Below are 11,077 nucleotides of genomic sequence, written 5' to 3' on the forward strand. Positions count from 1 at the left end.
CTCAGCGCTCCTCGGCCAGCCACTCGGTGAAGGTCTGCCGGGCGCGGGCACCGGGGGAGGTCGGCAGCAGGGCGCCCTCGGCGACGGCCCGGCCCGCCGCGCCCGGCAGCGGCAGGGCCAGCACCCGGCGGCGCGACCCGCGCGCCCGCAGCAGGCGGCGGGCCATGTCGGGCACGTCCTCCATGCGCGGCCCCGCGAGCTCCGGCGCCCGGCCCAGCGGCGGGCCGACCGCGAGTTCGGCGAGGACCGCGGCGGCCTCCCGCGCCGCCACCGGCTGGGAGCGCATTTTCGGCACCACCGCGATCGGGCCCGGCACGGCGTCCACCACCTGGGCGGCGAACTCGTGGAACTGCGTGGCCCGCAGCAGCGTCCAGGGCACCCGGCCCGCCGCCACCAGCTGCTCCTGGCGCACCTTGCCCTCGTAGTAGCCCATCCGCACCCGGTCCGCGCCCACGATCGACAGCGCCACATGGTGCTGGACCCCCGCCCGCATCTCGGCCGCCAGCAGGGTGCGGCCCGCGGTGTCGAAGAAGCCCACGGCCGCGCGGCGCGAGGTCGTCTTGACGTTGGTCACGTCGATCACGGCCGCGACCGACTCCAGCGCCGCGTCCAGGCCGCCGCCGGTGAGCACGTCCACGCCTGCGGAACGGGCCAGCACCACCGGTTCGTGGCCGAGCGCCGCAAGGGACGCCACCACGTACCGCCCGACCACGCCGGTCCCGCCGGCCACCGCCACCCGCATCTCCCGCTCCTCTCGCCGTGCGCCGTGAGCCGTCCCCACCGCGCGCAGTGCCCGCGGTGCCTGGTTGCCGGGCGGCAGGCGCCGGGGGCGCCGCGCTGCTCGTCGCAGTCGGCCATGGGCGGTGTCGTCCCTTGCGTCCGTTCGCGGACTGGCGGGCCGCCGCCGCCCGCGCACGTGCAGTATCACCCAGTGTGTCCGGGAATTCCCGACGCGGCGGCGGGGTGTCGGCGCCATCGGTGCCCGCACACCGGAAGGGGCGCGGGCACGCCGGCGCGCGGCCGGCCGGGTGCTGCGGTCTCCGCCCGCTGGGTCACACCGTCGGCTGCGACCCGGGCACATCCGCCAGGCGGGCGGCAGACGCCCGCGCACCCCTTCCGCGCGCCGGCCGCGCGGGACCGCCGCGGAGTGGGGCGGAACGCCCTGTCCCCGTCCTGTCGAACCCGGCCATACTGGGTGCGGGGAAGCACCGGGGAGCAGCGATGAGCACGGGGGCGGCGGCGCTGATGGCGGCTGGGCAACGGCAGGAACACCAGGAGTACCAAGGACACCAGGAGCACCACGGAGACCGGCCGGGGCCCGGGGAAGCGGGCGGCAGCGGGCGGCCGGCCGGCAGCGGCGGGCACGCGGCGGCGCAGGACGGGAACGACGGCACCGCCCTGATCCAGGGCCGCTACCGGCTGCACGAGCTGATCGGCCGCGGCGGCATGGGCGAGGTGTGGCGCGCGCTGGACGAGTCGCTGGGCCGCAGGGTCGCCGTGAAGTGCCTCAAACCGCTCGGCCACTCCGGTGACGCCGGCTTCACCCGCATCCTGCAGGAGCGGTTCCGGCGCGAGGCCCGGGTCGCCGCCGCCCTCCAGCACCGGGGCATCACGGTGGTGCACGACTTCGGCGAGCACGACGGGCTGCTCTTCCTGGTGATGGAGCTGCTCGACGGCCGCAACCTGCTGCAGGTCCTGGACGACGCCCGGCGCCGGCCGCTGCCCGTCCCGGACATCACCGACATCGCCGAGCAGGTCGCGGCCGCCCTGGCGTACACCCACGGCCAAGGTGTCGTGCACCGCGACCTGAAGCCGGCGAACATCATCCGGCTCACCGACGGCGCGGTGAAGATCTGCGACTTCGGCATCGCCCGGCTCGGCCACGACATCGGCTTCACCTCGCGGCTGACCGGGACCGGCGTCGCCATGGGCACCCCGCACTACATGTCGCCCGAGCAGATCGGCAACTCCGAGGTGGACGAGCGCAGCGACCTGTACTCGCTGGGCTGCGTGCTGTACGAACTGGCCACCGGGCGGCCGCCGTTCGACCAGGACGACGCCTGGTCGGTGCTGGTCGCCCACCGCGACACCGAGCCGGTGCCGCCGTCCGCCGAGCGGCCCGGGCTGCCGCCCGAACTGGAGCGGCTCATCCTCGACCTGCTCGCCAAGGACCCCGACGATCGCCCGCAGGACGCGGCCGACGTCGCGGGACGGCTCAAGGCGATGCGGGCGGCGGCAAGCGTCACCGCGCTGCCCGCCCCGCCGGCCGCGCCGCTGCCCGAGTGGGCCCGCACCCTTGCCACCGGCCCGGCGGCCCGCCCTGCCCGCTCCGCCGCCAAGGCCGCGCACCACGAGCTGACCGGTGCCTGGTCCACCCGCACGGTCACCCCCTCCGCCGACCCGGGCGCGCTCGCCGCACTCGACGCGCGGCAGGCAGAGGCGGCCGACCTCGGCCGGATCGGCAACTGGCAGGAGTCCTACGAGCTGCACATCGCCGTCGCCACCGACCGCGACCGCGCCCAGGGCACCGAGCACCCCGGCACTCTGGCCGCGCGCTACGAGGCGGCCCACTGCCTGACCATGCTCGGCCGCACCGACGAGGCCCTGCGCCTGTACGCCTATGTCGCCGAGGTACGTGGCAGGGTGCTCGGCCCCGACCACCCCGACACCCTGGCGGCCAGGCACGAGGCGGCCTACGCGCTCGGCACCCTGGGACGCCACCTGGAGGCGCACCGGGAGTTCTCCGCAGTGCTGGCCGCCCGCGAGCGCACGGTGGGCCCCGACCACCCCGACACCCTGCACTGCAAACACAACCTGGCCTACAACCTCGGGCAGTTGGGCCGCGCCGCCGAGGCGTACACCACCGCGGTCGAGGTGGCCGACGCCCGCTCCCGCGTGCTGGGCCCCGAGCACACCGACACCCTGGGCACCCGCTTCGAGGTGGGCTTCACGCTCGGGCAGGCCGGGCGCTGGGCGGAGGCCCTGGACACCTACCGCGAGGTCGCCGCCCTGCGCGCCCGGGTGCTCGGCGCCGAGCACCCCGAGACGCTGGCCGCCCGCTACGAGACCGGCATCTGCCTCGGCCGGCTGGGCCGCACCGAAGAGGCGCTGGCCCTCTACGAGGAACTGGTCGCCCTCCTGACCCGCACGGCGGGCTCCGCCGACGAGGAGACGCTGCGGGCCCGCCAGGCGCTCGGCGTGAACCTCGGCCGGCGCGGCCACTGGGACCGGGCGCTCGCCGAGGCCCGCGACGTGGCGGCCATCCGCGAGCGCGTCCTGGGCGCCAACCATCCCGACACGCTGGTCAGCAAGCGCGAGACGGCGGTCTGCCTGGGCTGGCTGGGCCGCTGGGCCGAGGCGCTGACCGCCTACCGCGAGGTCGCCACCGCCCGCGAGGCTCTCTTCGGCCCCGACCACCCCGACACCCTCACCTCCCGCAACGACGAGGCCCGCTGCCTGGAACACCTGGGCCGCACCGCGGAGGCGCAGGCCCTCTACCGCCGGGTCGCCGCCCACGCCGCGGACGGCCCGGAATCCCTGTAGCCGCACCTCGCCGCCATGGCGTCCAGGCGTACCTGGCATCCATGGCGCCCAGGTGGAACTGGGGTCCATGGTGCCCAGCGGCCATGGTGCCCAGGCGGACCCCGCCGCCATGGATGCCAGGTGATGCCCGCAGCGAACACAGCTGCCCGGGCGGCGGGCCCGCCGGTAGCGTCGGCCGCATGGGCGAGGTGCGGACCTTCGAGGTCGCCGGGGTGCGGTTGGTGGCCGAGGCGTGCGGGCCGGCGGGCGGCCCCGTCGTCCTGCTGCTGCACGCGCTCGGCGAGAGCCGCGCCTCCTGGGCGGCGGTCGCCCGGGGGCTGGCCGACGACGGGTGGCGGACCTGGGCGGTGGACCTGCGCGGCCACGGCGACAGCGCACACCCCGGCACGTACACCTTCGAGGAGATGCGCGACGACCTCCTCGGCCTTCTGGACGCCCTGGGCACCCGCAGCGCTGTGATCGTGGCCCACTCGATGGGCACCGTGCCGGCCTCATTGGTCGCCATGGAGCGCCCGCACGCGGTGGCGCGGCTGGTGCTGGAGGAGGGCCCGCTGCCCTTCCCCGCCGAACCGCCGCGGCCGGTGCCCACCGGCCCCGAGGGGCCCACGCCGTACGACTGGCGGGTGGTGCGCGACGTCGCTCGCCAGCGCAACGCGCCGCCCGCACACCACTGGGAGGGCCTGGCCGCCATCACCGCGCCCACCCTGCTGATCGCCGGCGGCCCCGCCAGCCACCTGCGGCAGGACCAGCTCGCCCAGGTGGCCGCCCGCATCCCCGGCGCCCGCCTCACCACCATCGAGGCCGGCCACATGGTGCACGACGAGCGCCCGGCGCCCTTCCTGGCCGCCGTCCGGGACTTCCTCGGCGCGCCGCCCTGCGTCAGCGGGTGACGCGGGCCGCGACGAGGGCGGCGCACTGCGCGGTGGAGAAGCGGCCGCTGTCCACCTCCAGGTCGTAGCGGACACCGCGGTGCACCAGGTCGGCCTGCAGGCGGGCCATCCCGGCGGTGCGGTCGCCCCTGGCCGCCTCCCTCGCGGCGGCCACGTCGGGGTCGCAGCGCACCCCCACCCACAGCACGTCGAGGCCGGCCAGGGCGCCCTGCCAGCGGGCCTGCGAGGCGGGGCCGCCGAGGAAGACCTCGTCGATCACCAGGCGGGCGCCCGCGCGGGCGAGTGCGGCCATGCCCTGCGCCCAGGCGTCGTCCAGCCGGCGGTAGTCCGCGCCCGGCACCACCTGGCCGCCGGAGCCGAAGGCGATCCCGCCGTCCGAGCCGCGCATTCGCGCCGGGAGGGCGTCGACCAGCGTGTCGGTGCCGAAGGTGAGCCACGGCTCGGGGAGCGTGTCCTGCAGGGCGCGCGCGAGGGTCGACTTGCCCGCGCTCGACCCGCCGTTGAGAAGGATCACCTGAGTGGGCATCCGGTCACCGTAGGCGCGGCGAAGGGAGGCGGCCAGTGGATATCGGCCCGAGCGTGCGGGTGATGACCTGGAACCTGTGGTGGCGGTTCGGCGACTGGCGGCGGCGCCGGGAGGCGATCGTGCGCACCCTGGCGGACGAGCGGCCCGACGTGCTGGGCCTGCAGGAGGTGTGGGCGCAGGACGGCGGGGAGAACCTGGCGGGGTGGCTCGCCGAGCGGCTCGGGATGCACTGGGTCTTCTCGCGCTCACCGGTGCAGGAGCGCTGGCACGCGCGCAACGGCGGCGACACCGCTGTGGACGTCGGTGTCGCCGTGCTCAGCCGGCACCCGGTCCTGGAGACCGCCGAGCGCCGGCTGCCGACCGCGCCCGGCTTCCGCGACGACGGCAAGACCGCCCTGCACGCCCTGGTCGACATCCCCGGCGGCCCGCTGCCCTTCTTCACCACGCACCTGAACCCGGGCTCGGGGGAGTCGGCGGTGCGCTGCGCGCAGGTCCGGGAGCTGGCCGCCTTCGTCGCCGAGCGCGCCGGCGGCCCCTTCCCGCCGGTGGTCACCGGCGACTTCAACGCCGAGCCGGACTTCGACGAGATGCGGCTGCTGTGCGGCTACAAGACCGCGCCCGCCGCGCCCGGCCTGGTCCTGCTGGACGCCTGGCGGTTCGCCGATCCCACGCTGCCGCAGGGCACCTGGGACGTCGCCCACGAGGACGCGGTCGGCTTCGGCCTGCTGCCTTCTTGCGTGGACTACGTCCTGGTCGGCCCGCCGGGGCCGGACGGGCAGGGCCGCATCCGCGGCGCCCGCCGCGCGGCCGCCGTCCCGGTCGACGGCGTCCACGCCTCCGATCACGCGGCTGTTGTCGCGGACCTCGCCCTGTCCCACGGCTGACCCCGGCGGCCGTCGGGCGGCGCTACGCCCAGGCGAAGGCGCGGGCCGGGTTGCGGACGAAGAGGGCGGCGGCCGCGTCCTCGCCGAGGGCCGCCGCGATGCGCGGGCGCAGCACCCGCAGCAGGTACGGCACGCCGGGACCGCCGCCGGTGGCGGCGCGGGCGGTGGCGGAGGTGGTGTCACCGCCGATCAGCAGCTGGTCGGCGTGGCCGGCCGCCGCCAGGTCCTCCAGGCAGCCCAGCAGCCGCCAGTCGGTAGCGTGGTGGGCGCGCGAGGGGCCGTCGAAGGCGAGGTACGCGCCCGAGGCGGCCAGCTCGCGGTGCAGCCCGGGGTCGGGGAAGCGGTTGAGGTGGCCGAGCAGCACGGATGCCGCGGGAACCCCCAATTGCCCTGTCAGCAGGGCGAGTACGTCCGCGGCAGCGGTGCCCATCTCGTGGTGCACGCCGATCGGTGCCCCGGTGGCGTGGTGCGCCTCGGCGGCGGCAGCCATCACCTCGCGGGCGTGGCCGTCCAGACCGTGGAACATCCCCGCGACCTTCACCATGCCGGCCCTCGCGGGGCCGCGCGGACCGTCCGGGTCGTCCCCGGTGAGCATCCCCTCGGTCAGCTCGGCGGTGAAGAAGGCCGCGAGGCCGCCGCCCCTCAGCCGCTCCAGCAGCCCGGGAGCGTAGTGCGCGGCCTGGTGCAGACCGGTGGCGGCGACCAGGTGCACGCCCGCCGCCCGTGACAGCGCCGGCAGCTCGCCGGCCGCCCGGCCCATCCCGAAGGGCGTCCACTGCACCAGCGTCCCGCCGCCCAGTTCACGGAACGTGGCCAGCTCCGCCGCTGCGGCCGCGGGGTCGTCCAGCTCGTGGCCCGGCAGGGCGGGGGAGCGCAGGAACAGATGGTCGTGGGCGTCGCACACGCCGAGGCGGTCGGGCGGGACATCCCCGAGCACGGTCCGCACGGCCCTCACTCGCGGACCGTCGGCCTCGGCGGGCTCCCCGGGCAGGTCCGGCCGCGGCTCCGCGGCAGCCCGGTCGGTCCGGGCGGTCACCACTGGCGCCCGGTCGGCAGGGCGGCCAGCTCCGGCCGCGAGAGGTGCAGCACCTCGAAGCGCTCGGCGCCGGGCTCCTCGGGGGCCACGTCCTGCCAGAGGGTGAAGCGCAGCAGCTCCCAGCGGCGCGGGTCGAGGAGCAGGGCCGCCGAGTGCAGGCCGGGGGCGGTCGCCAGGGCGGCCAGGTGCCTGATCTCGTCCTCGACGAGGGCGGGCAGGCCGGCGCCGGGCGGCAACCGCCGGGCGCGGCGGGACGCCGCGTGGGGATCCTCGTCCATGGCCGGGCCGCGCTCGAAGCCGAGCCCGCTCCAGTGCTCGACCACCGGGCGCCCGAAGTCCTCGGCCAGCCCGCGGAACCCTGGGCCGAACAGGAAGCTGTTCATGCCCTCCGGGGTGCGCCACAGATAGAAGGGCGCGTACTCGTTGACCGGCGAGCCGTCCCGGCCGCGCTCCCTGACCAGGTACGCCTTCTGCCCGAGGCCGGGGAAGCCGTCCAGGGCGCGGCCGCGGGTGGCCACACGCTGCCGGATGACGCCCATGTCGTAGTCGGCGGGCAGCGTGATGCGGTAGTTCATGCCGTGCACGGTGGGATGCTCCCTCGTTCGGGACGGATCGGGACTCAGGGGTGTCGAGACGGGACGCGAGCCGGCCGGGCCGGCGGCGCCCGGTGCCGCGGCGGTGGCGGTGGGCAGCGCTCGGTGCCGCCTTGGGCGAAGACGCGGAATGCTGCCTCAGGCGCCGTGCGGTGCCTCGCCGGTCGCGGCCGCCGCCAGCAGGCCCAGCGCCCCGCGTACCGCCCGGTCGAAGGGCTCGCGGTCGCCGGCCGCGCGGGCCAGCACGTAGCCGCCCTGGACGACAGCCGTGATCGCGGCGGCGGTGTCGGCCGGGTCGAGTCCCGGCCGCAGCTCCCCGGCGGCGATGCCGTCGGCGACGATGCCGGCGACGCGCTCGGCCAGCCATGCGAAGGTCTCGCGGACCGGTGCCCGCAGCTCGTCGCTGGCGATCACCTCCGGGTCCATCGCCATCCGGCCCACCCGGCAGCCCCGCAGCGGCTCGCGCTCGCGCCCCAGGTAGCCGCCGACCCTCTCCAGCGCGGTGCCCTCCCGCCCGAGCTGCTCCTCGGCCTGGGCCCGCAGCTCCCGCGCGCTGCGCCGCATCGCGGTGAGCGCGAGGTCCGGCTTGCCGCGGAAGTGGTGGTACATGCTGCCCTGCCCGGCGCCCGCCCGCTCCTGGATGGCCTTGGGGCTGGTGCCCACGTATCCGCGCTCCCAGAGCAGCTCCTGGGCGCTGGTGACGAGTCGTTCGGCAGTGTCCATGACGGGCAGTGTACATACCAGTAGGTACAGAAGGCTCCTGCGAGATGCCCCGCGGAACGACCGCGCCCGCTCAGGCGAAGTGCACCTGCGCGGCCGTCACCACCGTGCCGAACCGCGGGAAGTCCAGCGCCACTGCGGCCTCGTGCTCGGCCGCCGTCAGTCCCGACATCGCGTCCCGCGCGAGGACGAGACCGTAGCCGAGGTCGGCGGCGGCGCGGGCGGTGGACTCCACGGCGAGGTTCGTGGCGATGCCCGCCAGCACCAGCGTGCGGACGCCGCGTTCGGCCAGCCGCGGGTGCAACTCGGTGTCCTGGAAGGCGCCCATGGCCGGCTTGTCGACCACCAGGTCGGCCGCGGCGGCCACTTCGGGCACCAGGTCGCTGCCGGGCGGCCGGCCGTGCGGGCCGGCCCGGCGGCCCCGCACGGCCACGACGGGGGCACCGGCCGCGCGGAAGGCCGCGGCCAGACCGAGGGACGCGGTGACCACCCCGGCGCCCGGCCGGGGCGCCAGCGGCAGCGCGACCATGCGCTCCATGAGGTCCACGAGCACCAGGGCCGTGCGCGCCGGATCGAGGCCCGCGCCCAGCGGCGACTCGTACCCGCCGCGGCCGCGTTCGTGATCATGTGCGGTCATGGGCGGACCCTACCCGGCCGCCCGCAGGTCTGCGCAAGATCGAACAGCCGGTTTCTGCAAGGGAGTTGAACATCCGGTGAGCAGGTGCGGGCGATTGCCGCCGCACCCCCGCGGACGGCTTCCGGCTTCTTCTGCCGCGGGGGCCCGCGGCCGATACGCTGGGTGGTGGAACGCCCAAGTGGGAGGAGGCCCGACGTGGCCGAGAGCACCATCGGACAGCCGTTGGCCGACGGGAAGAAGCCGCAGCTCGACCTGACGGACGCGGAGTGGCTGTCCAGCAGCCAGGGGACGGGCGATGTGCAGATCGCCTTCGTCGAGGGCTACATCGCGATGCGGGACGGGCGGAACCCCGAGGGGCCCGCGCTGATCTTCACCCCCGCGGAGTGGCGTGCCTTCGTCCTGGGCGCCCGCGACGGCGAGTTCGACCTGACCTGACCCGTCCCGAATCCTCCGCGACCCCTGCCGGCGGCCGCGGGCACCTCGGTGCCCGGACCGGCGGCGCCTTCGGGAGGGCGCCGGCTGCCGGCAGGGGTCGCGTTGTTCTGCCCGGCCGCGCGGGCCTCCGGCGGACCGGATCGGGCCAGTCGGACCAGGGCCGCGGGATCAGGGCCAGTCGGCCAGCTGCGGCAGCGGCCCGCCCTCCAGCGGGGCCTCGGGCACCCGGCCCGCCAGCCACGCCGCGATGTCGCAGATCCGCCCGCGTACCTCGATCTCCCGGCCCGAGCCGCGCACCGCGCTCCAGCCGGTGTCCGTCGCCGTGAAGGCCACCTGGTAGCCCGCGGGCACCCGCGGCGCCAGGTAGTCGACCAGATAGGTGCACAGCGGCAGCGACCAGTCGGCGCTGGTGCGGCCGAGCCGCGCGTCCACGGTGTGGATCTCCAGCTCCCGCCACCAGGCCCGGCCCGCGTCCAGCAGCGCCCCGTCCCGGTAGCGCACCGGCCGGTCCCAGTCGTCCGGGCCGACGGCCGCCCAGGACGCCTCCACCTCGTCCAGCGCGTCGGCCAGGGCGGAGCGCAGTTGCGGGGCCGAGCGGCGGTGGCCCGCCTCGATGGCGGCGTCGCGGGCGGGCCGCCCGCCGTCGTAGACGTCGATCAGCGTGCCGCGCAGGGCGTAGCGCGCCTGGCGGGCCAGGGCGAGGCCGACGCCCTCGATGTGGGTGAGCACGTGCCCGCGGCTCCAGCCGGGCAGGGCGCTGGGCGCGCGGAGCAGTTCGTCGGTGAGGCCGGGCAGCAGCGCCCGCAGCCGGTCCTGCCCCTCGGCGAGAGCGGCCTGCAGTCCGTCCGTCCCCGTCCCGTTCACGGCCACCACGAAACCCCCTCGGTGTTAATGGATGAGCGCGACGATACCATTAACCACATGCACGGTGATCATCTCGCCCTCGACCTCGCGGTGACCATCCGCCACGACGGTCACGACGGCGTCGCCGACGACCTCGCCCAGCCCGCGGGCCTGACCGCCTGGGTGCTCGGCCACGCCGAGGACCTGCGCCGACACGGCTTCCCCGCCGTCCCTTTCACGGCGGACGAGGCGTCCCGCGCGGCCGTGGCCGAGGTGCGCACGGCGCTGCGCGCGCTCTTCGCCCGGGCCGTCCTGCCGGGTCCGCCCTCCTCGGCCGACACCGGGCGGCTGCCGGACCCCGCGGCCGCGCTGGAACGGCTGAACGCCGCCGCGGCCCGGGTGCCCGTGCACTACCGGCTCGCCTGGCCGCAGGACGGCGCACCCGCGGCGGGCCATCACCCGGCCGGGGAGCATCCGCGGGCCGAACTGCTCGCCGCCGCTCTCGCCCGGGCCGGCATCGCCTTCCTGGCCGGCCCGGACCGCGCCCGTCTGCGCGCGTGCCCCGCGCCCCGCTGCGTGCGGTACTTCGTGCAGTCCCACCCGCGCCAGGAGTGGTGCAAGCCGTCCTGCGGCAACCGGGCCCGGGTCGCCCGCCACCACGCCCGGCAGCGCGCCCGCGAGGCGCTGGGCTGAACCCGGGCGCGGCCCCCGTCGCCGCCGGTCGTCGCCGGTCGTCGCCGTGGGGAGCATCGGGCCGCGGGGGCGCACATGGGGCGCACGGGGGCTTTGACGGGGAGTGGGGCCGGGGCGCGGTGGTGGGGGCGGGGGTGCCCGTGGGAGGGTCGCGGCGGGCCGATCCGCGGCGGGCGCTCCGCCGGCACCGCCTGCCGGTCCCGCCGACTGCCAGCGGTGGGACCGGCTGCCGCCGTTCCTCCTCACACAGCGCAGCCGACGGCGTACGCTGTGGCCC

General features: G+C 76.7%; 12 protein-coding genes. 5 read left to right on the forward strand and 7 right to left on the reverse strand.

Annotation, left to right across the window (positions count from 1 at the left end):
- Position 1 precedes the first annotated feature (1 nt).
- Entirely contained in the window at positions 2-742 is a 741-nt protein-coding gene (locus tag BLR33_RS19780; protein WP_093785842.1) for an SDR family oxidoreductase, read from the reverse strand.
- Positions 743-1,221: 479 nt separating this feature from the next.
- On the opposite strand from BLR33_RS19780, the gene BLR33_RS19785 reads away from it, so the two are divergent.
- Both BLR33_RS19785 and BLR33_RS19790 read left to right on the forward strand, forming a co-directional pair.
- Entirely contained in the window at positions 1,222-3,543 is a 2,322-nt protein-coding gene (locus BLR33_RS19785) for a serine/threonine-protein kinase (RefSeq protein ID WP_245771521.1), read from the forward strand.
- Positions 3,544-3,722: 179 nt separating this feature from the next.
- A complete protein-coding gene (locus BLR33_RS19790; protein WP_093785843.1) occupies positions 3,723-4,433 on the forward strand; it encodes an alpha/beta fold hydrolase in 711 nt (236 codons plus the stop codon).
- Here the strand turns inward: BLR33_RS19790 and cpt are convergent.
- Complete coding sequence (cpt, locus tag BLR33_RS19795) at positions 4,423-4,959, reverse strand: chloramphenicol phosphotransferase CPT (protein WP_176930332.1); 537 nt, start codon at positions 4,957-4,959, stop codon at positions 4,423-4,425. The two genes, BLR33_RS19790 and cpt, sit on opposite strands and share 11 nt — an antisense overlap.
- Before the next feature lie 62 nt (positions 4,960-5,021).
- Here cpt and BLR33_RS19800 point away from each other — a divergent pair, with 62 nt between their 5' ends.
- Positions 5,022-5,843 (forward strand): endonuclease/exonuclease/phosphatase family protein, encoded by an 822-nt coding sequence (locus BLR33_RS19800; RefSeq protein WP_093785922.1) that lies wholly within the window; start codon positions 5,022-5,024, stop codon positions 5,841-5,843.
- A gap of 22 nt (positions 5,844-5,865) precedes the next feature.
- Here BLR33_RS19800 and BLR33_RS19805 read toward each other — a convergent pair whose 3' ends face one another.
- From BLR33_RS19805 to BLR33_RS19820, 4 genes are all read right to left on the reverse strand, one after another.
- Positions 5,866-6,798, reverse strand: coding sequence for a phosphotriesterase family protein (locus BLR33_RS19805; RefSeq protein WP_093785923.1), 933 nt, complete (start codon positions 6,796-6,798; stop codon positions 5,866-5,868).
- A gap of 77 nt (positions 6,799-6,875) precedes the next feature.
- Positions 6,876-7,463 carry a DUF4865 family protein gene (locus BLR33_RS19810; protein ID WP_093785844.1) on the reverse strand — a complete coding sequence of 196 codons (588 nt, stop codon included), beginning with the start codon at positions 7,461-7,463 and terminating at the stop codon, positions 6,876-6,878.
- A 147-nt stretch (positions 7,464-7,610) separates the two neighbouring features.
- The gene (locus BLR33_RS19815; protein ID WP_093785845.1) at positions 7,611-8,195 is read right to left on the reverse strand and encodes a TetR/AcrR family transcriptional regulator; all 585 of its coding nucleotides are present in this window, start codon (positions 8,193-8,195) and stop codon (positions 7,611-7,613) included.
- 70 nt (positions 8,196-8,265) lie between these two features.
- Complete coding sequence (locus BLR33_RS19820; protein WP_093785846.1) at positions 8,266-8,829, reverse strand: cysteine hydrolase family protein; 564 nt, start codon at positions 8,827-8,829, stop codon at positions 8,266-8,268.
- A gap of 195 nt (positions 8,830-9,024) precedes the next feature.
- On the opposite strand from BLR33_RS19820, the gene BLR33_RS19825 reads away from it, so the two are divergent.
- Complete coding sequence (locus tag BLR33_RS19825) at positions 9,025-9,264, forward strand: DUF397 domain-containing protein (RefSeq protein WP_093785847.1); 240 nt, start codon at positions 9,025-9,027, stop codon at positions 9,262-9,264.
- A 168-nt stretch (positions 9,265-9,432) separates the two neighbouring features.
- On the opposite strand, the gene BLR33_RS19830 is transcribed toward BLR33_RS19825, so the two are convergent.
- A complete protein-coding gene (locus BLR33_RS19830) occupies positions 9,433-10,128 on the reverse strand; it encodes a maleylpyruvate isomerase family mycothiol-dependent enzyme (protein ID WP_245771522.1) in 696 nt (231 codons plus the stop codon).
- A 57-nt stretch (positions 10,129-10,185) separates the two neighbouring features.
- Between BLR33_RS19830 and BLR33_RS19835 the strand changes: the two genes are divergently transcribed.
- On the forward strand, positions 10,186-10,800 hold the full coding sequence (locus BLR33_RS19835) for a CGNR zinc finger domain-containing protein (protein ID WP_093785849.1): 615 nt from the start codon (positions 10,186-10,188) through the stop codon (positions 10,798-10,800).
- Positions 10,801-11,077 lie beyond the last annotated feature (277 nt).

Source organism: Actinacidiphila guanduensis, from assembly GCF_900103985.1.
Lineage (GTDB): Bacteria > Actinomycetota > Actinomycetes > Streptomycetales > Streptomycetaceae > Actinacidiphila > Actinacidiphila guanduensis.